This window comes from Micromonospora sp. SCSIO 07396 (assembly GCF_053667945.1).
Window position 1 is genome coordinate 4,670,378 of the sequence record NZ_CM132210.1, and the last position, 22,358, is coordinate 4,692,735.

General features: G+C 74.0%; 21 protein-coding genes. 7 read left to right on the forward strand and 14 right to left on the reverse strand.

All coding sequences use genetic code 11. The annotated features are described in order from the left end of the window. Nucleotides 1-34: 34 nt before the first annotated feature. Together ACWCHM_RS19960 and ACWCHM_RS19965 are read left to right on the forward strand one after the other, a co-directional pair. On the forward strand, nt 35-511 hold the full coding sequence (locus ACWCHM_RS19960; RefSeq protein ID WP_454219343.1) for a YbjN domain-containing protein: 477 nt from the start codon (nt 35-37) through the stop codon (nt 509-511). Continuing rightward, nucleotides 508-2,112 carry a YbjN domain-containing protein gene (locus ACWCHM_RS19965; protein WP_454219345.1) on the forward strand — a complete coding sequence of 535 codons (1,605 nt, stop codon included), beginning with the start codon at nt 508-510 and terminating at the stop codon, nt 2,110-2,112. Before ACWCHM_RS19960 ends, ACWCHM_RS19965 begins: the two co-directional genes overlap by 4 nt. A gap of 84 nt (nt 2,113-2,196) precedes the next feature. Here the strand turns inward: ACWCHM_RS19965 and ACWCHM_RS19970 are convergent, their stop codons facing one another. Further along, nucleotides 2,197-3,396 carry a S1 family peptidase gene (locus tag ACWCHM_RS19970; RefSeq protein ID WP_454219346.1) on the reverse strand — a complete coding sequence of 400 codons (1,200 nt, stop codon included), beginning with the start codon at nt 3,394-3,396 and terminating at the stop codon, nt 2,197-2,199. Nucleotides 3,397-3,579: 183 nt separating this feature from the next. Between ACWCHM_RS19970 and ACWCHM_RS19975 the strand changes: the two genes are divergently transcribed. Together ACWCHM_RS19975 and ACWCHM_RS19980 are read left to right on the forward strand one after the other, a co-directional pair. Continuing rightward, nucleotides 3,580-4,458, forward strand: coding sequence for a helix-turn-helix domain-containing protein (locus tag ACWCHM_RS19975; protein WP_454219347.1), 879 nt, complete (start codon nt 3,580-3,582; stop codon nt 4,456-4,458). A gap of 203 nt (nt 4,459-4,661) precedes the next feature. Then, nucleotides 4,662-5,651, forward strand: coding sequence for an SMP-30/gluconolactonase/LRE family protein (locus ACWCHM_RS19980; protein ID WP_454219348.1), 990 nt, complete (start codon nt 4,662-4,664; stop codon nt 5,649-5,651). Nucleotides 5,652-5,726: 75 nt separating this feature from the next. Here the strand turns inward: ACWCHM_RS19980 and ACWCHM_RS19985 are convergent, their stop codons facing one another. The 5 genes from ACWCHM_RS19985 to ACWCHM_RS20005 form a co-directional block, all read right to left on the reverse strand. Then, the gene (locus tag ACWCHM_RS19985; RefSeq protein WP_357685152.1) at nt 5,727-7,415 is read right to left on the reverse strand and encodes a ribonuclease J; all 1,689 of its coding nucleotides are present in this window, start codon (nt 7,413-7,415) and stop codon (nt 5,727-5,729) included. A 52-nt stretch (nt 7,416-7,467) separates the two neighbouring features. Beyond that, nucleotides 7,468-8,394: a 4-hydroxy-tetrahydrodipicolinate synthase gene (gene dapA / locus ACWCHM_RS19990; RefSeq protein WP_204956944.1), complete on the reverse strand. Its 927-nt coding sequence runs from the start codon at nt 8,392-8,394 to the stop codon at nt 7,468-7,470. A 46-nt stretch (nt 8,395-8,440) separates the two neighbouring features. Further along, entirely contained in the window at nt 8,441-9,184 is a 744-nt protein-coding gene (gene thyX / locus ACWCHM_RS19995) for an FAD-dependent thymidylate synthase (RefSeq protein WP_204957321.1), read from the reverse strand. A gap of 148 nt (nt 9,185-9,332) precedes the next feature. After that, nucleotides 9,333-10,025 carry a DUF2752 domain-containing protein gene (locus ACWCHM_RS20000; RefSeq protein ID WP_421489085.1) on the reverse strand — a complete coding sequence of 231 codons (693 nt, stop codon included), beginning with the start codon at nt 10,023-10,025 and terminating at the stop codon, nt 9,333-9,335. Between the two features lie 4 nt (nt 10,026-10,029). Continuing rightward, on the reverse strand, nt 10,030-11,259 hold the full coding sequence (locus tag ACWCHM_RS20005) for a winged helix-turn-helix domain-containing protein (protein ID WP_421489086.1): 1,230 nt from the start codon (nt 11,257-11,259) through the stop codon (nt 10,030-10,032). Nucleotides 11,260-11,336: 77 nt separating this feature from the next. Here ACWCHM_RS20005 and ACWCHM_RS20010 point away from each other — a divergent pair, with 77 nt between their 5' ends. Then, nucleotides 11,337-11,888, forward strand: coding sequence for a GNAT family N-acetyltransferase (locus ACWCHM_RS20010; protein WP_204956942.1), 552 nt, complete (start codon nt 11,337-11,339; stop codon nt 11,886-11,888). Here ACWCHM_RS20010 and ACWCHM_RS20015 read toward each other — a convergent pair. Beyond that, nucleotides 11,787-13,124, reverse strand: a complete 1,338-nt coding sequence (locus ACWCHM_RS20015; RefSeq protein WP_454219350.1) for a glycosyltransferase 87 family protein — start codon at nt 13,122-13,124, stop codon at nt 11,787-11,789. The two genes, ACWCHM_RS20010 and ACWCHM_RS20015, sit on opposite strands and share 102 nt — an antisense overlap. 36 nt (nt 13,125-13,160) lie before the next feature. On the opposite strand from ACWCHM_RS20015, the gene ACWCHM_RS20020 reads away from it, so the two are divergent. After that, nucleotides 13,161-13,745 carry a GNAT family N-acetyltransferase gene (locus ACWCHM_RS20020; protein ID WP_204956940.1) on the forward strand — a complete coding sequence of 195 codons (585 nt, stop codon included), beginning with the start codon at nt 13,161-13,163 and terminating at the stop codon, nt 13,743-13,745. A 73-nt stretch (nt 13,746-13,818) separates the two neighbouring features. Then, a complete protein-coding gene (locus ACWCHM_RS20025; protein WP_145918428.1) occupies nt 13,819-14,199 on the forward strand; it encodes a VOC family protein in 381 nt (126 codons plus the stop codon). A gap of 13 nt (nt 14,200-14,212) precedes the next feature. Here the strand turns inward: ACWCHM_RS20025 and ACWCHM_RS20030 are convergent, their stop codons facing one another. From ACWCHM_RS20030 to truB, 7 genes are all read right to left on the reverse strand, one after another. Beyond that, a complete protein-coding gene (locus ACWCHM_RS20030; protein ID WP_421489090.1) occupies nt 14,213-14,683 on the reverse strand; it encodes a GNAT family N-acetyltransferase in 471 nt (156 codons plus the stop codon). A 117-nt stretch (nt 14,684-14,800) separates the two neighbouring features. After that, a complete protein-coding gene (gene dapB / locus ACWCHM_RS20035) occupies nt 14,801-15,568 on the reverse strand; it encodes a 4-hydroxy-tetrahydrodipicolinate reductase (protein WP_204956938.1) in 768 nt (255 codons plus the stop codon). A gap of 169 nt (nt 15,569-15,737) precedes the next feature. Beyond that, nucleotides 15,738-17,108, reverse strand: coding sequence for a M16 family metallopeptidase (locus tag ACWCHM_RS20040; protein WP_204957319.1), 1,371 nt, complete (start codon nt 17,106-17,108; stop codon nt 15,738-15,740). Nucleotides 17,109-17,227: 119 nt separating this feature from the next. Then, on the reverse strand, nt 17,228-19,603 hold the full coding sequence (locus ACWCHM_RS20045) for a polyribonucleotide nucleotidyltransferase (RefSeq protein ID WP_204956937.1): 2,376 nt from the start codon (nt 19,601-19,603) through the stop codon (nt 17,228-17,230). A 222-nt stretch (nt 19,604-19,825) separates the two neighbouring features. Further along, the gene (rpsO, locus tag ACWCHM_RS20050) at nt 19,826-20,095 is read right to left on the reverse strand and encodes a 30S ribosomal protein S15 (protein WP_067302624.1); all 270 of its coding nucleotides are present in this window, start codon (nt 20,093-20,095) and stop codon (nt 19,826-19,828) included. Nucleotides 20,096-20,313: 218 nt separating this feature from the next. Continuing rightward, complete coding sequence (locus ACWCHM_RS20055) at nt 20,314-21,240, reverse strand: bifunctional riboflavin kinase/FAD synthetase (RefSeq protein WP_204956936.1); 927 nt, start codon at nt 21,238-21,240, stop codon at nt 20,314-20,316. A gap of 110 nt (nt 21,241-21,350) precedes the next feature. Beyond that, entirely contained in the window at nt 21,351-22,235 is an 885-nt protein-coding gene (gene truB, locus ACWCHM_RS20060) for a tRNA pseudouridine(55) synthase TruB (protein ID WP_204956935.1), read from the reverse strand. Between the last annotated feature and the right edge of the window lie 123 nt (nt 22,236-22,358).

Genomic DNA, 22,358 nt, shown 5'->3' on the forward strand with positions numbered 1-22,358 from the left:
GCAGACGTGTTATTCGCCTCAGAAGGGATGCCCGATGGCGTCGCCTGCTTTCGCGGACCGTCCCGACCCCCTGGCGGGTGACCCGCAGGCCCTGCGTCCGCTGACCACCGAGCTGGTCGCCGCCGTGCTGGGCACCCGGAGGTACGTCGTGGTCGCCGACGGGGACGGGGACCTGGTGGGCCGCTGGGACGACAGCCTGATCTGGTTCCTGCGCCAGGGCGGCCAGGGCGAGCTGCTCCAGGTCCGCACCCTGACGGCGGCGACCTTCGACATCGAACACGTCCCGGCGCTCTACGCCTTCTGCAACGGGTGGAACCACGAGCGGTTCTGGCCGAAGGCGTTCGTGCACGTCGACGACGACGGCCGGGCCCAGGTCTGCGGCGAGGTGATCACCGACCTGGAACGCGGGGTCACCCCGCACCAGCTCGACCGGTTGCTCGACTGCGGCATCACCGCCGGCTGCCAGCTCGCCGCCGCCGTCGGCCAGCTACCCGGCCGGACGCCCGGATGACCGGCGGGTTCACTCCCGGGGCGGACGGGCCGCCCGCGCCGCGCGACCCGGGCCTGGCCGCCGCGTTCGCCGACGCCGGGGACCTGCCCGACGGGGAGGCCCGGCTGGCCGAACTCGACCGGATTGCCGCCCGCGCCGACGCGCTCGGCGACCCGCATTCCGCCCTGGACGCCCGGTTCGCGCTGGTGGCGGCATACCTGCGGCACGGTGGCCGGTGGCGGATCATCGAGCCGGTACGCCGCCTGCTGGCCGCCGTGGACCGGTCCCCCGACCTGCTCGACGCCCGCCCCGGTGACGCGGAACTGCTGCGCCGGCACCTGCGCCAGGCGGTGGAGGCCGCCATCGGCACCCCCCGGATCGGGCTGGACCAGGCCAACGCCCTGCTCGACGCGCTGGCCCACCGGGTCGGCGCGGAGGCCGGCGTGGTCGCCCAGCTGCGCTGCCGGCTCGCCGACCACACCGGCGACGAGCCCACCGCCCGCCTGTGGTACGACAGGTGGACGGCCGCCGCGCCGGACCCGGAGGCCGGCTGCCCCGCCTGCCTGGCCGTACGCCGCGCCGAACTGCTCGCCGGCTGGGGCGACGACCGGGCCGCGTTGGCGGCGCTGCGTCCCGCGCTCGACGCCGGGGTCGACTGCACCGACCAGCCGGAACGGGCCCTCGCGGTGGGGCTGCTGCCGTGGCTGCGCACCGGGGCGGCCGGTCGGGCCGCGACGGCGCACCTGCGGGCGTACCGGCGGCACCGGCGGGAACGCGCGGCGCTGCCGTACCTGGCCGCGCAGTTGCGGTTCTGCGCGCTGGCCGGGCACCCGGACCGGGCGCTGGACCTCCTCGCCGAGCAGCTGCCCCGGCTGGACCACCCCTACGACGACCTGTCGGCGCTGGAGTTCGCCGCCGCCGGGGCGCTGGTCTGCACGCTCGCCGCCGAGTCCGGCCGCGACGCCCGCCGGATCCGCCGCCCCGGCCACGCCGACCGGCCCGCCGCCGACCTGGACGTGGCGACCCTCGGCGTCGACCTGCTGGCCGAGGCGACCCGGCTGGCGGGCAGCTTCGACGCCCGCAACGGCACCGGGCACCACGCCGGCCGGATCGCCGCCTTGCTGGCCGAACGGCCGACCGGCGACCCGGTGCCCCTGCCGACGCCGGAGAGCGTCGAGGACCCGGCCGACGAACCGTTCCTGCCCTCGGCCGAGGAGCCGGCCCCGCTGAGCCTTTCGCAGCTCACCGCCGTGCTGGACACCCGGGGCGACGTGTACGCCGTCGACGCCGGTGGTGTGGTGGTCGGCCGCTGGGACGAGGCGGTCGTGCAGTTCCGCCTGCTGGGCCGGGACGGGGAGATCCTGCACGCCCGGGTGGTGGCGGCCCGGCGGCTGGCGGCGGGTCGGCTCGCCGAGGCGTACGAGTTCTGCAACGCGTGGAACCACGACCGGCTGCTGCCGAAGGCGTACGTGCACGAGCTGCCCGGCGGTGAGCTGGTGCTGGCCGGCGACGTCACCACCGACCTGGCGCACGGGGTGGCCCCGGCGCAGCTCGGCATCCTGGTCGACGCGGCGGTGAGCACCGGCGTCGCGTACGCCGCCGCGGTCGCCGCCCTGCCCTGACCGCCACCGGCCGACGGAGACGGGAGCGGCCCCCGACCTCCGGGCGGTGGAGGTCGGGGGCCGCGGTACCGGGGCGCGGGGCGGTTACCTGCCGCGTCGCGTCGCCTGCTGGCCGCCGTTCGCGGTGACCAGGGTCAGGTTGTTGCGCTGGAGGATCTCGTTGACCGGCTGGAAGAACGTGACGCCGCCGACGGTGCAGTCACCGGAGCCGCCGGAGGTGACGCCCTGCGCCTGGTCACCGGCGATCCACGAGCCACCGGAGTCGCCCGGTTCGGCGCAGACGTCGGTCCGGGTCAGGCCGGTCACCGTCCCCTCTGGATAGTTGACGGTGGCGTTGCGGGCCTGGACGACGCCGCACCGGGCCCCGGTGGTCGAGCCGGAACGGCAGATCGACGCGCCGGGCGGCACCTCGACGGAGCCGTTGACCGGCACCGTACCGCCGTTGAAGTCGCTGACCACCCCCTGCGGGGTCCACTGGCCGTTGGTGCGCACGAACGCCCAGTCGTCACGCGGGAACGACGACGCCGCGAACACCCCCTGCCGGGCCTGGTTGAACCCGGTGGTGCGGTCACCGACCCGGCCACAGTGTCCGGCGGTGACGAACCCGCCCACCACGGAGAAGCCGATCGAACAGCGGCCGACGTCGTTGATGAAGAACGGGTCACCGCCGACCAGGTCGAACAGCGGTCGCGGCTGCTCCCGGGAGGTGGTGACCCGCACCGCGTCCGCCGGGGCCCCGCTGCCCGCCGCCCACCGGCGGGCCCGCGCCTCGGCACCCGGCTGGGCGAGCACCACCACGGAGTTGCTGGCGACGTCGACGTACCAGCCGGTGATGGCCGGGGACGCCTGCCCGCCCACCGCGTCGAGCCGGGTCTTCGCCGCGTCCAGCTCGCTGACGGCCCGGTCGACCGGCTTCGGCACCGCACCGGCGGCCCGGACCCGGTCGGCCTGGGCGGGGTCGGCGACCGCCACGTTGAGGGTGGACCCGTCGCCGCTGAGCCAGGCCCCGCCGTAGTCGCTGCCGAGGGCCGCCCGCAGCCCGGCCAACCGGGCCGTCGCCTGCTGCTCCGCGGTCAACCGCCGGACCGCCTGGTCCCGGCTGATCCGCAGGTCACGGCTGAGCGCGTCCACCACCTCGGGGGCCGGCCCACCGGCCGCGCGGGCGTCGGTGCCCCCGGCCCGGGGCGCGCCCTGGTCACCGGCGAACGACGGCAGGGTCACCGCCGCCGTCAGTCCCGCTGCCGCCAGCACGACGCCGATCGCTGTCATCCGTCTGCGGTCCATCCGCCATGCTCCTTTCGGCCGACGCGGGGTACGCCCACCGGACGGAGGTACGCAGCCGGCCCGCGAACGGATGAGCCGATCCACAGTTATCGACGTACGGTGACCGTCGGGTCACGCATTCCCGCGCTGCCTGTCCCCCGCAGGGTGTGGTTGGCCGGGTGGCCGCTGCCGATACTGGGAGCCATGCAGGCGCGACGACAACTCGGCGAGTTCCTCCGCTCCCGACGCTCCCGGCTCAGCCCCCAGGAGGCCGGGGTGCCCACCTACGGCGGCCGACGGCGGGTGCCGGGGCTGCGCCGGGAGGAACTGGCCCTGCTCGCCGGGGTGAGCGCCTCCTACTACGCGCGGCTGGAACAGGGGCAGGCCACGAACGCCTCACCCGAGGTGCTGGACGCGCTCAGCCGGGCGCTGCGGCTCGACGCCGCGGAACGCCGCCACCTGTCCGGGCTGGCCGCCGGCCCCCGTCGCCCGGCCGTCCGCCGGCCCCCGCCGGAACGGGTCGACGCCGCGGTGCACGACCTGGTCGCCGCGTTGGGGGACGTGCCCGTGCTGGTGCTCGGCCGGCGGCTCGACGTGCTGGCCTGGAACACCGCCGGCCACGCCCTGTTCGCCGGTCACCTGGAACCCGACACGGTGCACCGGCCGGACCGGCGACCCAACATGGCCCGGCTGGTCTTCCTCGACGCGCACACCCGTGAGCTGTACGTCGACTGGCCGGCCAAGGCGCGGGCTGTGGTGGCGACCCTGCGGATGGCCTCCGGGCAGCACCCGACGGATCCGCTGCTGGCCGCGCTGGTGGGCGAACTGGCGGTGGGCAGCGCCGAGTTCGCCGCCCGGTGGGCCGACCACCGGGTCAAGGCCGGCGGCACCGCCACGTACGCGATGCGGCACCCGCTGGTCGGCACGCTGACCGTCACCCAGCAGAACCTGCGCACCGAGGACGACCAGACGGTCGTCGTCGCCACCACCGCACCGGGTTCCCCGTCGCAGGCGGCGATGACCCTGCTGGTGCACACCACGGTCACCGGCCGCGCCACCGCCCGGCAACCGCTGCCCGGCTGACCCTCCACTCCCGATCCCGGCGGCGTCGACAGGGTGCCGCCGTCCCACCCGGCCGCGCCGGGCCCGCCACCGGACCGTGTGGTCCGGCGGGGGTCGGCGCTGCCCGACACCACGCGACGACGGCGCTCCGCACGGGGCGTCCGGCCGTCCGTGCCCGACACCGGACCCGATCGGCGGGTCCGCACACCTACGAAGGACGAACCATGCGCAGAAGAATCCGTACCCTCGCGGTGGCCGTCGCGGCAGTCGGCGTCCTGGCCGCACCGGCGACGCAGATGGCACCGGCGGTCGCCGGCCCGTCGGGAACCGTCCCGGCCGCCACCGGCCCGTCGACCCTGCCGGCCCGGATCGCGGTCCACTTCGACCCGACGACGGGACAGCTGCCGGAGAACATCGTGTGGGCCCCGGACGGCACCGCCTACCTCACCTTCGCGGCGGCCCGGCAGGTCGTCGCCGTCGACCCGGCGGGCCGGACCCGGGTGCTGGCCACCCTGCCCGCCCCCGCCGACGGCGGCGTGCACACCCCGGTGCTCGGCTTCGCCCTGACCACCGGGATCGTCCGGACCGGCGACGGCACCCTGTACTTCCTGTACGCCAGCGGCGACGCCGCCAGCACCGGCCTCTACCGGTTGACGCCCGGTCAGCCGCCCCGACGGATCGCCGCGTTGCCCGCCACCGGGCTGCCCAACGGGCTGGCGCTCGACCCGACGGGCCGGACGTTCTACCTGACCGACTCGGTGCTCGGCACCATCTCCACGGTGCCGTTGGCCGGCGGCCCGGCCCGGATCTGGTCGTCGGCGTCCGCCCTCGCCGCGACGGGCTTCCTCGGCGTCAACGGGGTCAAGGTGCGCGGCGGCGCGGTCTGGGTGACCAACCTGGACCAGGGCACCCTGCTGCGGATTCCGCTGCGGCAGGGCCGCCCGGGAGCCGTCGAGGTCAGGGCGACCGGACTGGTCGGCATCGACGACTTCGCGTTCACCGCCGACGGCCGGGTCGTCGCCGCCCTCAACGGGCCCAACACGGTGGTCGGCATCGACCACGACGGGCGGACCAGGACCCTGTTGACCGGTGCCGACGGGCTCCAGAACCCCACCTCGGTGGCCGTACGCGGGCGCACGGTCCTGGTGGCCAGCGCCGCCTACGTCACGGCGACCGACCCCAACCTGATCGTGGCCACCCTGCGCCACCGCTGAGCCCACCGCACAACGGGCCGGCCACCGTCGTGACGACGGTGGCCGGCCCGCAGCGTCCGGGTGGGGGGAAGCCGCTCAGACCTCGACGACGGTCGGGACGATCATCGGGCGGCGGCGGTACGCGTCGTTGACCCAGCGCCCCACGGTGCGCCTGACGATCTGCTGGAGCTGGTGCGGGTCGGTGACGCCGTCCGCGGCGGCCCGGTTCAGCGCCTCGGTGACCAGCGGGATCACCGGGTTGAACGCGGCCGGGTCCTCGGAGAAGCCCTTCGCCGACAGGGTCGGGCCGGCGACCACCTTGCCGGTGACCGAGTCGACGACGACGGTGGTGGCGATGAAACCGCCGTCGCCGAGGATCCGCCGCTCGGTGAGCAGCGACTCGCTGACGTCGCCCACGGCCAGGCCGTCGACGTAGACGTACCGGCTCTTCACGTGCCCGACCACGCTGGCCCGGCCCTCGACCAGGTCGACGACGTCGCCGTCCTCGCAGATCACCACCCGGTCCGGGGCGACCCCGGACTCGATGCCGAGGCGGGCGTGCGCCCGCAGGTGCCGCCACTCGCCGTGTACCGGCATCAGGTTGCTCGGGCGCACCACGTTGAGCAGGTAGAGCAGTTCACCGGCGGGGGCGTGCCCGGAGACGTGCACCTTGGCGACGTCCTTGTGCACCACCACCGCGCCGGCCCGGGCCAGCCGGTTGATCACCCGGTAGACCGAGGTCTCGTTGCCGGGGACCAGCGACGAGGCGAGCACGACCGTGTCGCCGGGGGCGATGGTGATGTGCCGGTGGTCGCCGCTGGCCATCCGGCCCAGGGCGCTCATCGGCTCGCCCTGCGACCCGGTGGACATCAGCACGATCTGGTCGGGCGGCAGCGTGGTGGCCTCCTCGATCCCGATCACCAGACCGGCCGGGATGTTGAGCAGGCCCAGATCGCGGGCGATGCCCATGTTGCGGACCATCGACCGGCCGATCAGCGCCACCTTGCGGCCGTGCTCCAGCGCCGAGTCGAAGACCTGCTGCACCCGGTGCACGTGCGAGGCGAACGAGGCGACGATGATCCGCCCCTTCGCCTTCGCGAAGATCGAGTCGAGCACCGGCCCGATCTCCCGCTCCGGGGTGACGAAACCGGGGATCTCGGCGTTGGTGGAGTCCGACAGGAGCAGGTCGACACCCTCCGCGCCGAGCCGGGCGAAGCCGGCCAGGTCGGTGATCCGGCCGTCCAGCGGCAGTTGGTCCATCTTGAAGTCACCGGTGTGCAGCACCAGGCCGGCCGGGGTACGCACGGCCACCGCCAGGGCGTCCGGGATCGAGTGGTTGACCGCGAAGAACTCGCACTCGAACGGCCCCAGCCGCTCCCGGCCGCCCTCGCGGACGGTCAGCGTGTAGGGCTGGATCCGCCGCTCGGCCAGCTTCGCCTCGACCAGGGCGAGGGTGAACTGGGAGCCGACCAGGGGGATGTCCGGCTTGTGGGCGAGCAGGTACGGCACCGCGCCGATGTGGTCCTCGTGACCGTGGGTCAGCACGATCGCCTGCACGTCGGCCAGCCGGTCCAGGATCGGCCCGAAGTCGGGCAGGATCAGATCCACCCCGGGCTGCTCCACGTCGGGGAAGAGCACCCCGCAGTCGACGATCAGCAGCTTGCCGTCGTACTCGAAGACTGTCATGTTCCGGCCGATGGCACCGAGTCCGCCGAGCGGGATGATCCGCAGCCCGCCCTCGGGCAGCGGCGGGGGCAGTTCACCCTCGAATTGCGCCTCGGTCACGCGTCCACCTCATTCTGCGACGCCGTAACCCGGCGTCCGTCGTGTCGTTCGATCATTCGGGCAGGTCCAGGCCCGCCGCCGCGCAGTCCGCGCGCAGCAGGGCCAGTTCGTCGTCGGTGGCGTCCACCAACGGCGGACGCACCGGACCGGCGGGCAGGCCCAGTACGTTCAGGCCCGCCTTCACCAGGATGGTGCCCGGGCTGCGGAAGATCCCGGTGAACAGCGGCAGCAGCCGCCGGTGCAGGGCCAGCGCCGTGCCGGTGTCACCCGCGTCGTACGCCTCGATCATCTGCTTGGCGAGCGCGCCGGTGAAGTGGGTCGACGTGCCGACCAGCCCGACCCCGCCGACCGCCAGGGTGGGCAGGGTGAGCGAGTCCTCGCCGCTGTAGAAGGCGAGGTCGGTACGGCTGGTCACCCAGCCGGTGGCGGTCAGGTCGCCCTTGGCGTCCTTGACCGCGACGATCCGCTCGTGTGCGGCGAGCCGCACCAGCGTCTCGGTCTCGATCGGCACCCCGGCGCGGTGCGGGATGTCGTACATCATGATCGGCAGGCCGGTGCCGTCGGCGACGGCGGTGAAGTGCGCCACCAGCCCCCGCTGCGGCGGCCTGCTGTAGTAGGGGGTCACCACCAGCAGGCCGTGCGCGCCGGCCTTCTCGGCCGCGGCGGCCAGCTCGATGGTGTGCCGGGTGTCGTTGGTGCCGACACCGGCCACGATCTGCGCCCGGTCACCGATCGCCTCGACCACCGCCCGGATCAGCGTCTCCTTCTCCGCGTCCGAGGTGGTGGGCGACTCGCCGGTGGTGCCGTTGAGCACCAGCGCGTCGTTGCCCTGCTCGTCGACCAGGTGGGTCGCCAGCCGGACGGCGCCGTCGAGATCAAGGGAGCCGTCGGCGGTGAACGGGGTCGCCATCGCGGTGAGCAGTCGCCCGAACGGGCGCGACACGCCCCGGTCGGGGGCGGCAGGGTGGTCGTGCGTCATGCTCACAACCTAGCGGACGAGCACCGGACAGCCGGTGGGGAAGGGCTCAGGACAGCTGTGCGTGCGGGCTGGTCGCCACCTCGGTGCCGTCGGGCAGCGTCGAGACGACGAAGTCGGCGAAGACGTTCGGGGCGACCCGCTGGAGCTGCCGCAGACACTCCACGGCCAGCTCACGGATCTCCACGTCGGCGTGCTCGGTGGCCCGCATCCCGATGAAGTGCCGCCAGGCGCGGTAGTTGCCGGTGACCACGATCCGGGTCTCGGTGGCGTTGGGCAGCACCGCCCGCGCCGCCTGCCGGGCCTGCTTGCGGCGCAGCGTCGGGTTTGGCTCGTCGGCGAACCGCTGCTCCAACCCCTCCAACAGCTCGGTGTACGCCCGCACGCTCGCCTCGGCGGCCTCGACGAACCGCTTGTGCAGCTCCGGGTCGTCGGCGATCACCGCCGGCTCGACCATCGCCGCGTCCCGCTCCGGGACGTAGCGCTGGGAGAGCTGGGAGTAGGAGAAGTGCCGGTGCCGGATCAGCTCGTGGGTGAACGAGCGGGACACCCCGGTGAAGTAGAACGTCACGCTGCCGTGTTCCAACACCGACAGGTGCCCGACCTCCAGGATGTGCGCCAGGTAGCCGGCGTTGGTGGCGGTCGCCGGGTTCGGCTTCTTCCAGCTCTGGTAGCAGGCCCGGCCGGCGAACTCGGCGAGCGCCTGGCCGCCCTCGGCGTCGGTCGACCACGGCACGTCGTCGGGGGCCTGGAACTGGGTCCACGCGATCAGCTGCACCTGGGGCTGCACCATCTCCGGCATTCCTGCGACTGTAGTGGCCCGGTGGGCTGCGGGGAAACTCGGGCCACCGCGCTGACCAGCGAGATCATGGACAGTTCCGCCCCGGGCCGGCGGCGGGTGGCCAACGTCTCCCACCCGATTCCGGCCGGGCCGCAGCCGGTCAGACGTACAGCGCCGTGAACGGCGCCCAGGGCAGGTTGCGCAGCACCGAGAACGCCATCCAGACCGCGAGGAACCCGCCGATCACCGGGGAGCTGAGCCGCAGCTCGGGCAGCCGCCACCCGAACGCCTGCCGGCCCGCCCAGGCGACGAAGAGGTACGCCAGGAAGGGCACCGCGAAGACGAACACGGCGTGATGGCGGGCGGCGGCCGGCAGGTCGGCGTGCAGCAGGTACCACAGCGCGCGGGTGCCCCCGCAGCCCGGACAGTCCAGCCCGGTGGTCAGCTTGAGCAGGCAGCTCGGCGCGGCGTCCGGGTCGCTGGTGGTCGGATCACTGACCAGCGCGTAACCCATGCCCGCGGCGACGCAGCCGAGCGCGGCCAGCGGCGCCGCCCAGCGCGGCGAACGGGCGTGCAGCCGGAGCACGAACCGGGTCAGCCGGTCCGGCTCGGGTGGCTGCCACACCACCGGCGGCCCCGCCGACCAGGACCCGGGCGGCAGCCCGTCGACGCCCGCGCCCGGGTGGAGGTACGGGTCGGTCGGCGTGCCGACGGGGTACGGACCGGTCGGCGTGCCGACGGGGGGCGGGTCGCTCAGCGTGTGGGTGGTGCCGGCCGGTGCGGCACCGGTCGACGTCGGATCGGTGCCCTGCCCCGACCGGGTCGGCCCGGTCGGCCCGTCAACGCTCGTCACGGCCTCACGGTACACCGGTGAGGCTGCGCAACGCGGCGGTCAGCGGGGCGGCCAGGTCACCGGCCGCCGGTGGGGCGACCGCGTCCAGGCCGAGCCAGCCGGCGAGCCGGTGCAGTTCGGCGGCGAGCGCGACGGCGGTCTCCCCCGGGTCGACGCCGGGCTCCTGCCAGGCCGCCGGCACCAGCAGCACCCCGGCCCTGCGGTCGGCCTTGAGGTCGACCCGGGCGGTGAACCGCTCCCCCTGCAGGAACGGCAGCACGTAGTAGCCGTGCACCCGTTGCGCGGCCGGCACGTAGATCTCGATCCGGTAGCCGAAGCCGAACAGCCGCTCGGTGCGGGCCCGCTCCCAGACCAGCGGGTCGAACGGGCTGACCAGGGTGTTGCCCCGCACCCACCGGGGCAGCCGGGCGTCGACGTGCCGCCAGGCCGGCTGCCGCCACCCCTGCACCGTCACCGGCACCAGCTCACCGGCCTCGACCAGGTCGGCGACCGCCTGCCGGGCACCGGCCAGCGGGAGCCGGAAATAGTCCCGCAGCTCCGGCTCGGCGGCCACCCCCAGCGACCGGGCGGCCACCGCGACCAGGGTGCGGTACGCCTGCGCGTCGGTCGGCGTGGGGGCGTCGAGCGCAGCCGCCGGCAGCACCCGTTCGGGCAGGTCGTAGCGGCGGGCGAAGGAGGGCGTCCGGTCGGCGGCCGTGACCTCGCCGGCCCAGAACAGGAACTCCAGTGCCCGCTTCACCGCTGACCAGTTCCAGCCCCAGTTGCCGGTCTCCCGGGGCGCGTCGTGTTCGATCTCGGCGGCGGTCAGCGGCCCGGCGGCGGCCACCTCGTCGCGCACCCAGGCGACCAGTTCGGGCTGCTCGGCGGCAATCCGGCGCATCCCGCCCCAGGCGTCGTCGCGGGCCTTGGCCATCCGCCAGCGCAGCGCAGCGTGCAGCCCCACCGGCACCAGGGACGCCTCGTGCCCCCAGTATTCGAACAGCTCACGCGGGCGGCGGTAGGCGGCGGTGTCGAGCAGGCCGGTCGGGTAGGGGCCGAGCCGGCTGTAGAGCGGCAGGTAGTGCGCGCGTTGCAGCACGTTCACCGAATCCATCTGGATCAGCCCGACCCGGTCGAGCACCCGGCGCAGGTGGCGGCGGGTGGGCGTGCCGGCGGGCGGCGGGTCGGCGAAGCCCTGGGCGGCGAGCGTCATCCGCCGGGCCTGGGCGAGCGAGAGCGATTCCGGTGCGGCCATCGCGACGACCCTAGACCAGTGGTACGACACCGGAGCGGACACTGGACCGACCGCCCGTCGGGGCATAGAACGGACGCATGCTCACCATCCGCCGCGAGGAGCCCGACGACGCCGAGGCGATCGCCCGGGTGCACATCCACGGCTGGCAGGCCGGGTACGCCGGCATCATGCCGGCCGAGGTGCTGGCCCGACTCAACCCGGTGGCCTGGGCGCAACGCCGACGGGACGTGGGCACGGCCGACCCGGAGCACCCGTTCACCACCCTGCTCGCCGAGATCGACGGGCTGCCTGCCGGGTTCACCACCTTCGGGCCGTACCGCAACAACCAGGACCGGGGCGATCTCGACCCGGCGTACGGCGAGGTGCTGGCGATGTACGTCGAGCCGGCCCACTGGGGCGACGGCACCGCGCAGGCCCTGTTCGCCGCCGCCCGCGACGGGCTGGCGGCACGCGGCTGGCGGGAGTACCGGCTCTGGGTGCTCGCCGACAACGCCCGCGCCCGCCGGTTCTACGAGCGGGCCGGGCTGTCAGTCGACGGTGAGCGGTCCCGTTACCAGGTGCCGCTGGCCGGTGGCGGCCCCCCGGTCCACCTCGACGAACTGCGCTACACCGGCCGGTTGCCCGGCTGAGCCGGCCGGCCGCCGCCCGACGGCGGGGTCGACCGGTCCGACCGGGTCGCCGGGCCCGCCACCGACCGGTGCCGCCCAGGTGCGGATCGGCAGCAGCACCAGCAGGGCCAGGCTGATCCAGACGTAGGTGTTGCTGCCCAGGAAGCCGCCGACCCCGGTGAAGTCCTTCTCCCACGCCCAGACGATCCGGCTGCACAGCAGCACGTAGGAGACCACCGCGAGGGCCAGCAGCGCCCGCCGCCGCAGGCTGCCGGCGGGCGCGGCGACCGCGTTGTCGACCAGCAGGATCAGCGCCGGGATCAACCAGACCAGGTGGTGTACCCAGGTGACCGGGCTGACCAGGCACATCAGCGCGCCGGTCAGGGCCAGCCCGGTGGCCTCGTCGCCGACGGCCACGGCGGCCCGGCAGCGCCAGCCCCAGACCGCCAGGGTGACCAGCACCAGCGCCAGCCAGGCCAGGGTGCTCGGATGTTCCGGGTTCAGCCGGGCCACCACCCCGCGCAGCGACTGGTTGGACACGAACGCCAACTCGCCCACCCGGTCGGTGTTCCACAGCGCCGACGTCCAGAACTCCCGGGCGGCGTCGGGAAAGAGGGCCGCGGCGAGCAGGGTGGCCGCCGCGGCGGCGGCGACGGCGGTGCCGGCGGCCCGGAACCGCCTGGTGACCAGCAGGTAGACGATGAACACGCCAGGGGTCAGCTTGATCGCGGTGGCCAGCCCGATGCCCACCCCGGCCCATCTGTTACGGGCCGGCAGCAGCCGCAGCAGGTCCACCGCCACCAGGAAGAGCAGCAGCATGTTGACCTGGCCGAAGTTGACCGTCTCCCGCATCGGCTCGAACGCGGCGGCCAGGCAGAGCGCCACCGCCAGGACGAACCACCGCGTCCAGCCGGCCCGCCGGGCGACCGGGTCGAGCAGCCACCAGACCAGCACCGCGCTGACCACCACCGTGGCGGCCACGCTGACGGTGATCGCGACCGGCCACGGCAGGTACGCCATCGGCAGCATCACCAGGGCGGCGAACGGCGGGTAGGTGAAGCCGTACTGGGTGCCGGGCTTGAGGTAGTCGTAGATCTCGCCGTGGTCGTGCACCCAGAAGGTCAGCGCGCCGTAGTAGACCTTCAGGTCGAAGAAGCCGTGCCGGACGGCCGCCACGGACAGGAAGGCGGCCACCGCGACGGCGAGCACCACCACCGCGACGACCTGCCCGGTCGTGCGCCTGGCCCCCTGCGCCACCGTCGTCTCCCTCGCTGTGGCCTAGGCTTTCGTGCCATGGCTCTGGGGTACGTCCGCCCGGCGCGTCCCGAGGACGCCGCCGAGATCGCCCGTGTGCAGCTCGCGACCTGGCGGGTCGCGTACCGTCGGCTGCTGCCCCGGCACGTGCTCGACAACCTGGACGAGGCGTGGCTCGCCCGGCGGTGGAGCGCGGCGGTGCAGGAGCCGCCCTCGGCCGCACACCGGGTGCTCGTCGCCGTGGAACAGGCCGAGCAATCCTATCTGGTGGGGTTCGCGGCTTCCGGGCCGGCGGACGCCGAAGCGCTCGCCCCGGGCGAGCCGGCCACCGCGCTGGGGGCCGAGGTGGTCGCGGTGACCGACCTGCTGGTCGAGCCGCGCTGGGGCCGGCGCGGGCACGGCAGCCGGCTGCTCACCGCCGCCGTGGACGCCTGGCGCGGCGACGGGTTCACCCATGCGGTCGCCTGGGCGTTCGACGGCGACGAGGCGACCCGTAGGTTCCTCACCAGCACCGGCTGGGAGCCGGACGGCGCGGCCCGCGCGCTGGACGTCGACGACATGCTCGTCCCCCAGGTACGGCTGCACGTCGCGGTGCCCACCGAGCCGGACGACGACACGCCCTGATCCGGCCGGTTCTGTCGGCCCGTCCTGGTAGACCGGAGGCGGCGGTACGCCACCGACGGTGAGGGAGACGGGCATGTTCCGGGAGACGAAGGCGTTCAGCGGGTTCTCGGCCGACGACACCGACCGGGCCCGGGAGTTCTACGCCGGCACCCTCGACCTGCGGGTGTCGCAGCTCGGCGGCCCCGGTGGGCTGCTGATGCTGCACCTGGCCGGCGACCGGGACGTGGTGGTCTATCCCAAGGCCGACCACGTGCCGGCGACGTTCACCGTGCTCAACTTCCCGGTGGCCGACGTCGACCGGGCGGTCGACGAGCTGACCGCACGCGGGGTGCGGTTCGCGCGCTACCCGGGGCTGCCGCAGGACGACCGGGGGATCATGCGCGACAACGGGCCGACGATCGCCTGGTTCACCGACCCGGCCGGCAACATCCTGTCGGTGATCGAGCAGGAGTGATCCCACCGCCGGGTCAGCGGCGCAGTTCGGCGACCAGTTCGTCGTCCTCCACCACGCCGGTGGGGACGAAACCCAGCGCGGTGTAGAGCCGGGCGGCGGCCGTGTTGTCCGGGTGGTACGACAACCGGACGGGGTGCCCGCCGTCCGGCCCGGCCAGCCAGTCGGCGAGGGTGCGTACGGCGGCCCGGCCCACCCCCCGGCCCTGCTCGGCGGCGTCGATGAGCATCCCGCCGATCCACCGCGACCCGTCGTCGTCCACGCCCCACATGACGTGGCCCGCCACGGTCTCGTCGGCGTGCACCGCGAGCGACGTCCAGACCTCGGAACGCGCGGTCAGCACCAGGTAGCGGGCCGCCAGCGCCGGTACCCAGTCCCGCTGGTCGTCGCGGGGGGCCAGGTCGGCCACCGCCCGCCAGTTGTCGTCGTCCACCGGACGCAGGGTGACCCGCCGCCCGAGCCGATCGGTATGTCCGGAATCCAGCACCGGGGCAGCCTAGGGGCCGGTCCGGCGCACCGCCAACGAATTCGCCGCCGCCGCATCCGGTGTCGACGCGACACCGACCGCCGGCCCCTCGGCCGGGCGGGGCGAGTCGGGCAGGGCTCAGTCGAGCAGGGCGTCCAGGCCGACGGTCAGGCCCGGCCGCTGCCGGACCGCCCGCACGGCCAGCAGCACCCCGGGCATGAACGACACCCGGTCGTACGAGTCGTGCCGGATGGTCAGCGTCTCGCCGAGGGTGCCGAACAGCACCTCCTGGTGGGCGAGCAGGCCGGTGGCGCGGACCGCGTGCACGCGTACCCCGTCGATGTCGGCGCCCCGCGCGCCGGGCACCTCGTCCTTGGTCGCGTCGGGGGCGGGGCCGAGGCCGGCCTCGGCGCGGGCCTGCGCGACCAGCCGGGCGGTGTGGGTGGCGGTGCCGCTCGGCGCGTCGAGCTTGCGCGGGTGGTGCTGCTCGATGATCTCCACGGACTCGAAGTGCCGGGCCGCGCGGGCGGCGAACTGCATCATCAGCACCGCGCCGATGCCGAAGTTGGGGGCGATCACCACCCCGACGTCGGGCCGGGCGGCGAGCCAGCCGCGCACCTGCTCCAGCCGCTGCCCGGTGAAGCCTGTGGTGCCGACCACCGCGTGCACGCCCTGGTCGATGCACCAGCGCAGATTGTCCATGACCACGTCCGGGGTGGTGAAGTCGACGACCACCTCGGCGGAGGCGGCGGCGGACAGCTCGTCACCCTGGTCGACGGCGGCCACCAGCGCCAGGTCGTCGGCCCCGTCGACCGCCCGGCACACCTCGGCACCCATCCGGCCCCGGGCCCCCAGCACGCCGACCCGGACCGCCCCGCCCGGAACCTTCTCCTGCTCGTCAGTCACGCGGCACAACCTATCCCAATCGGGACGCGGGCCACCGCCGGACCACCACCGTCCCACCGGCCGGTCCCGGCACGCGCTCCGGACCCGTATCGCGGGTCGCCGCGCACCCCGGACACCGACGGGTCGACCGCCGCCCGGACGGCCCGGCGGAGGGTGGTGGGTGGCGGGCTCAGCCGGCGAAGTCGTGCTCGCCGAACGGGCCGACCACCGCCAGCGACATCGGCCGGCCCAGCAGCTCGGCGGCCAGGGTGTTCACGTCGGCCACGGTCACCGCGTCGACCCGGGCCAGCAACTCGTCCACCGGCATCAGATCGCCGTAGAGCAGCTCGCCCTTGGCCAGCCGGCTCATCCGGGACCCGGTGTCCTCCAGGCCCAGCACGAACGAGCCCTTGCTCATCCCCTTGCCCCGGGCCACCTCCGCCTCGGTGAGCCCGTCGGCGGCCACCCGGGCCAGTTCGGCGCGGGTCAGCTGGAGCACCTCGTCGACCTTGCCCGGCGCGCAGCCGGCATAGACGGCGAACAGGCCGCTGTCGGCGTACTGGCTGGCGTAGGAGTAGACCGAGTAGGCCAGGCCACGCCGCTCGCGGATCTCCTGGAACAGCCGGCTGGACATGCCGCCGCCGAGGACGTTGTTGAGCACCCCGAGGGCGAACCGCCGCTCGTCGACCCGGTCGATGCCGGGGCAGCCGAGGATGACGTGCGCCTGCTCGGTCTCCTTCGGCTCGACCAGGACGGCGGCCGGCTTCGTGCGTACCGCCGGGGTGTTGCGTCGGGGCGTGCCCGGCGCGGCCGGGTCGGTGTCCAGCGGGGTGCCGCGCAGCGCCTGGCGGACCAGCCGGACCACGGCGGCGTGGTCGAGGTTGCCGGCGGCGGCGATCACGATCTGCGGCGCGGTGTAGCGGCGACGGTAGAAGCTCTGGATCTGCCGGCGGGTCATCGGGGTGACCGTCTCCTCGGTACCGGAGATCAACCGGCCGAGGGGGTGGTCACCGTAGACGGCGCGGGCGAACAGGTCGTGCACCTCGTCGCCGGGCTCGTCGTCGTGCATGGCGATCTCTTCGAGGATGACCCCGCGTTCGGTCTCCACGTCGGCCGGTTCCAGCAGCGAGTCGGCGACCGCGTCGCACATCACGTCGATGGCCAGCGGCAGGTCCTCGTCGAGCACCCGCGCGTAGTAGCAGGTGTATTCCTTGGTGGTGAAGGCGTTGGTCTCGCCACCCACCGCCTCGATCTCGGCGGAGATCTCCAGTGCGGTGCGCTTGTGGGTGCCCTTGAACAGCAGGTGTTCCAGGAAGTGCGCGGCACCGGCCTGCGGGCCCGTCTCGTCCCGCGAGCCGACGGTGACCCAGATGCCGAACGAGACGCTGCGCATCGTCGGGATCGCCTCGGTGAGCACCCGCAGCCCGCTCGGCAGCACGGTCCGCCGCACGGTGCCGCCCAACGGGTCGTCACTGATCGTGCGGGTGACCGCCCGGGACGCCGCACCGGCGCGGCCGGCCTGCCCGGCGGTGGCGTGCCGGACGACGCCGGGCGACGCCACCGGCCGTCGAGCCGGGGGGAACGGCGAACGGCTCACGCAGACCTGCTCTCGGTGCGACGAGGGGTGGAGGGAACACACCGGCCGGGTGACGACGACGTCGTCACCCGGCCGGTCACTGCTCAGCTGTGCCGGGTACGCCGACGCGGACGCTCGCCGCCGTCGCCACCCTCGCCGCCACCCGGGCCACGCTCGCCGCGCTCCGGGGCACGACCGCCCCGGTCGCCACCCCGGTCACCGCGGTCACGCGGGCCCCGGTCACCGCCCCGGCCGGCCGGTCGGTCGCCACCGGCGGCCTCACCGGCGGCCGGCGCCTCGGCGCCCTCCGGCCGGACCTTGTCCAGGTAGATCTTGCCGCGGGCGTCGATGTCCGCGATCTCCACCTCGACCTTGTCGCCGACGTTGAGGAAGTCCTCGACCCGCTCGACCCGCTTGCCGTCGCCCACCTTGGAGATGTGCAGCAGGCCGTCGCGGCCGGGCAGCAGCGAGATGAACGCGCCGAACGCGGCGGTCTTGACCACCGTGCCGAGGAACCGCTCGCCGGCCTTGGGCAGGGTCGGGTTGGCGATCCCGTTGATCCGGTCCACGGCGGCCTGCGCCGACGGGCCGTTGGTCGCGCCGACGTAGATCGTGCCGTCGTCCTCGATGGAGATCTCGGCACCGGTCTCGTCCTGGATGGCGTTGATGGTCTGCCCCTTCGGGCCGATCACCATGCCGATCTTGTCCACCGGGATCTTGACGGTGGTGACCCGGGGCGCGTAGTCCGACATCTCGGCCGGGGCCTCGATCGCCGCCTGCATCACCCCGAGGATCGTCTGCCGGGCCTCGTTCGCCTGCTGGAGCGCGGCGGCCAGCACGTCCGACGGGATGCCGTTGAGCTTGGTGTCGAGCTGGAGCGCGGTGACGAACTCCGGCGTACCGGCGACCTTGAAGTCCATGTCACCGAACGCGTCCTCGGCACCGAGGATGTCGGTCAGCGTCACGTACTGGGTCTTGCCGTCGACCTCGTCGGAGATCAGGCCCATCGCGATGCCGGCCACCGGCGCCTTGAGCGGCACACCTGCCGACAGCAGCGCCAGCGTCGAGGCGCAGACCGACCCCATCGAGGTCGAGCCGTTGGAGCCGAGCGCCTCGGACACCTGCCGGATGGCGTACGGGAACTCCTCGCGCGACGGCAGCACCGGCAGCAACGCCCGCTCGGCCAGCGCGCCGTGGCCGATCTCCCGCCGCTTCGGCGAGCCGACCCGGCCGGTCTCCCCGGTCGAGTACGGCGGGAAGTTGTAGTTGTGCATGTAACGCTTGCGGTTCTCCGGGGAGAGGGTGTCCACCATCTGCTCCATGCGCAGCATGTTCAGCGTGGTGACGCCCAGGATCTGGGTCTCGCCCCGCTCGAACAGCGCGGAACCGTGCACCCGGGGCAGCACGCCGACCTCGGCGGTCAGCGGCCGGATGTCGCGCGGCCCCCGGCCGTCGATGCGAACCTGCTCGCGCAGCACCCGGTTGCGGACCTCGGACTTGGTCAGCGACCGGAAGGCGGCGGAGAGTTCCTTCTCCCGGCCCTCGAAGCGGGCCGTCAGTTCCTCGGCGACCCTGGCCTTGACCCGGTCCAGGGCCTCCTCGCGGTCGGCCTTGCCGGCGATCTGGAGCGCCTCGGCCACCTCGGCGCGGACCAGCTCGGCCACCGCCTGGTAGACGTCGTCCTGATAGTCGAGGAAGACCGGGAACTCGGTGACCGGCTTCGCGGCCACCTCGGCCAGTTCGCTCTGCGCGCGGCACAGCTCGCGGATGGCCGGCTTGGCGGCCTCCAGGCCGCTGGCGACGATCTCCTCGGTCGGGGCGGTCGCGCCGGCCGCGATCAGGGTCACCGCGTGCGGGGTCGCCTCGGCCTCGACCATCATGATCGCGACGTCGCCGTCGTCGAGGGCCCGGCCGGCCACCACCATGTCGAAGGTGGCCCGCGCCAGCTCCTCCAGGGTCGGGAAGGCCACCCACTGACCGTCGACGTGGGCCACCCGGGTCGCCCCGATCGGGCCGGAGAACGGCAGGCCGGACAGCTTCGTCGACATCGAGGCCGCGTTGATGGCGACCACGTCGTACGGGTGCTGCGGGTCGAGCGCGAGGACGGTCTCGACGACCTGGACCTCGTTGCGCAGGCCCTTGACGAACGACGGGCGCAGCGGCCGGTCGATCAGCCGGCAGGTGAGGATCGCGTCCTCGCTGGGCCGGCCCTCGCGGCGGAAGAACGAGCCGGGGATGCGGCCCGCGGCGTACATCCGCTCCTCGACGTCGACGGTCAGCGGGAAGAAGTCGAACTGCTCCTTCGGGTGCTTGCCGGCGGTGGTGGCGGAGAGGACGACCGTCTCGCCGAGCTGGGCGATGACGGAGCCGGCGGCCTGGCGGGCCAGCCGGCCGGTGGAGAAGGTGATCTCACGGGTGCCGAAGGACCCGTTGTCGATCACGGCGGTGCGGGATTCGGTGCCGAGGTTGGTCTCGGTCATGTGCGGCGGTACTCCTTCGCGTCGTGGGCCCACGACACCGGAGCTGCTCAGACGGCCGGTCTTCGATCGAAGCGCCCGGGTGGCCGGCAGGTTGCCGGGATGCCCGGGGGCCACTACCGGAGACCGGTACGCTGACCGGCTCCCTCTCGGGTGGTCGCGCGGCCCTCTTCTTCTGGTGGTGCGCGGAACGGGGGAGCGGCAGGTGGCCGCTCCCCCGTCACGTCATCGGCGCAGGCCGAGCCGCTCGATCAGCGACCGGTAGCGGTTGATGTCCTTCTTCTGGACGTAGTTGAGCAGCCGACGGCGCCGACCGACCAGCAGCAGCAGCCCACGGCGGCTGTGGTGGTCGTGCTTGTGCACCTTCAGGTGCTCGGTCAGCTCCGCGATCCGCTTGGTGAGGACCGCGACCTGGACCTCCGGCGAACCGGTGTCGCCCTCGGCGGTCGCGTACTCCGAGCGGATCTTGGCCTTGGCTTCCTGGTCGAGCGCCATGTTCTCCCTGTTTCGGTGGGTTGACAACTGGTGTCCGTCGTTCGGGTCCGAACGGACCGGGGACGGACGAACCTCGCACCCGCGGCGTCGTGCAGGCACGCGAGGCCCCGCGTCGGTCATCCGACGTCACCGCCACACTACCAGCCCGTCGCGGAACCGCCCGGTCAAGGCCCGCGCGGCGGGCGTCGGCGGCCCGCCGACCCGGCCCGCCGGGCCGGTCAGCCGACCGCCACCCGGGTCCGCGCGACGTCCTCGGCCATCTGCACCAGCAGCGGTTCGATCGCGTCGTACCGGATCTGGCCACGCAGGTGGGCGGCGAAGTCGAGGGCGACCTGCTCGCCGTACAGATCGCCCGCGAAGTCCAGCACGTGCGCCTCGACCCGGCGCTCCCGGCCGGCGAACGTCGGATTGGTGCCGATCGAGATGGCCGCCGGCAGCCGCTCGATGCCCCCGCGCACCAGCCAGCCGGCGTACACCCCGTCGGCGGGCACCGCCGCGTGCGGCGGGCAGCGCAGGTTGGCGGTGGGGAAACCCAGCTCCCGGCCGCGCTGGTCGCCCAGCACCACCACCCCTTCCAGCCGGTGCGGCCGGCCGAGCACGACGGTCGCCGCCGCCACGTCCCCGGCCTCGATCCGGGCCCGGACGTACGTCGAGGAGAAGACCGTGCCGTCGGCGGCGACCAGCGGGGCGTTCTCCACCCCGAAGCCGAAGGTCCCACCGAGCTGTTCGAGCAGCGCCACGTTCCCGGCGGCCCGGTGCCCGAACCGGAAGTTGTCCCCCACCACGACCAGCGCCGCGTGCAGGTGCTCGACCAGGATGTCGTGCACGAACGCCTCGGCCGGCAACCGGGACAGCTCGGCGGTGAACGGCACCACACACAGCACGTCGACCCCGAGCGCCTCGATCAGCTCCGCCTTGCGGGTGGGCTCGGTGAGCACGGCCGGGTGCGCGCCGGGGCGGACCACCTCGGCCGGATGCGGGTCGAAGGTCACCACCACCGACCGTACGCCCAGCTCACGGGCCCGCGCCACGGCGTGCCCGATGGTCGCCTGGTGCCCCCGGTGCACACCGTCGAAGACGCCGATGGTGACGACCGACCGCCCCCAGTCACCGGGCGTCGCCTCGTACCCCCGCCACCGCTGCATGCCGCTCCTTTCCTGCTCCGCCGCTGACCGGCTCACACCCGTACCACCCGCCGCCGGTCGTCCCGGCCGTCGTTGCCCACCCGTCCCCACCGCGCCGGCCGGCGGCCCGGTCAGGCCGGGGCGAGCACGATCTCCGCGCGGGCCCGGCCGTCCCGCTCGCTGACGATAGCGATCAGGCCACCGTCCGGTCCGAAGACGGCGTACGGTCCGGCGATGCCCACCGGGTCCAGCGGGCCGCCGTGGGAGAGCACCTTCGCTTCGTCGGCGCTGGCCTGCCGACGGGAGAAGTACCTGTCGGCGGCCGTATCGAGGGGCAGGGTGACCACCTCGGGCGCGCGCTGCTCCAGCGCCGCGAGGGTCGCCGACTCGGCCAGGGTGAAACTGCCCACAGCGGTCCGCCGCAGCGCGGTGAGGTGCCCGCCGACGCCGAGCGCCAGGCCCGCGTCCCGGGCCAGCGCCCGGATGTACGTCCCCGACGAGCAGTCGACGTCGATGTCCACGTCGACCACGTCCGGGGTGTCCCGGCGGATCGCCGACACGTCGAGCCGGGAGACGGTGACCCGCCGGGCGGGCAGCTCGACCTGCTCGCCGTCCCGGACCCGCTTGTACGCCCGCTCCCCATTGATCTTGATGGCGCTGACCGCGCTGGGCACCTGGTCGATCTCGCCGGTCAACGGCACGAACGCGGCCCGGATCGCGGCGTCGGTCAGCGCACCGGCCGGCGTGGTCCCGATCACGTCGCCCTCGGCGTCGTCGGTGACCGTGGACTGGCCGAGCCGGACCGTCGCGGTGTAGCTCTTGCCCGCCCCGATCACGTACGTCAGCAGCCGGGTGGCCCGGCCGACCCCGATCACCAGCACCCCCGTCGCCATCGGGTCGAGGGTGCCGCCGTGCCCGACCCGGCGGGTACGGGCCAACCGGCGGATGCGCGCCACCACGTCGTGCGACGTCATGCCGCCGGGCTTGTCGACCACGATCAGACCGTCACCGTTCACGACCGCCAAGCCTGCCAGACGGGTCCATCCCGCCCGCCACCGCACGGCACCATGCCGTGCCACCCCGCAGACGCCTCGTCGGTCGTCAGGAGCGGCATGACCACACCGCCCCCACCCGGGCAC

Excerpts from the sequence above, each read along its gene's own strand:
- ACWCHM_RS19960 (WP_454219343.1), top strand. The coding sequence starts at position 35 with ATGGCGTCGCCTGCTTTCGCGGACCGTCCCGACCCCCTGGCGGGTGAC.
- ACWCHM_RS19965 (WP_454219345.1), top strand. The coding sequence starts at position 508 with ATGACCGGCGGGTTCACTCCCGGGGCGGACGGGCCGCCCGCGCCGCGC.
- ACWCHM_RS19970 (WP_454219346.1), bottom strand. The coding sequence starts at position 3,396 with ATGGACCGCAGACGGATGACAGCGATCGGCGTCGTGCTGGCGGCAGCG.
- ACWCHM_RS19975 (WP_454219347.1), top strand. The coding sequence starts at position 3,580 with ATGCAGGCGCGACGACAACTCGGCGAGTTCCTCCGCTCCCGACGCTCC.
- ACWCHM_RS19980 (WP_454219348.1), top strand. The coding sequence starts at position 4,662 with ATGCGCAGAAGAATCCGTACCCTCGCGGTGGCCGTCGCGGCAGTCGGC.
- dapA (WP_204956944.1), bottom strand. The coding sequence starts at position 8,394 with ATGACGCACGACCACCCTGCCGCCCCCGACCGGGGCGTGTCGCGCCCG.
- thyX (WP_204957321.1), bottom strand. The coding sequence starts at position 9,184 with ATGGTGCAGCCCCAGGTGCAGCTGATCGCGTGGACCCAGTTCCAGGCC.
- ACWCHM_RS20005 (WP_421489086.1), bottom strand. The coding sequence starts at position 11,259 with ATGGCCGCACCGGAATCGCTCTCGCTCGCCCAGGCCCGGCGGATGACG.
- ACWCHM_RS20010 (WP_204956942.1), top strand. The coding sequence starts at position 11,337 with ATGCTCACCATCCGCCGCGAGGAGCCCGACGACGCCGAGGCGATCGCC.
- ACWCHM_RS20020 (WP_204956940.1), top strand. The coding sequence starts at position 13,161 with ATGGCTCTGGGGTACGTCCGCCCGGCGCGTCCCGAGGACGCCGCCGAG.
- ACWCHM_RS20025 (WP_145918428.1), top strand. The coding sequence starts at position 13,819 with ATGTTCCGGGAGACGAAGGCGTTCAGCGGGTTCTCGGCCGACGACACC.
- ACWCHM_RS20045 (WP_204956937.1), bottom strand. The coding sequence starts at position 19,603 with ATGACCGAGACCAACCTCGGCACCGAATCCCGCACCGCCGTGATCGAC.
- rpsO (WP_067302624.1), bottom strand. The coding sequence starts at position 20,095 with ATGGCGCTCGACCAGGAAGCCAAGGCCAAGATCCGCTCGGAGTACGCG.
- ACWCHM_RS20055 (WP_204956936.1), bottom strand. The coding sequence starts at position 21,240 with ATGCAGCGGTGGCGGGGGTACGAGGCGACGCCCGGTGACTGGGGGCGG.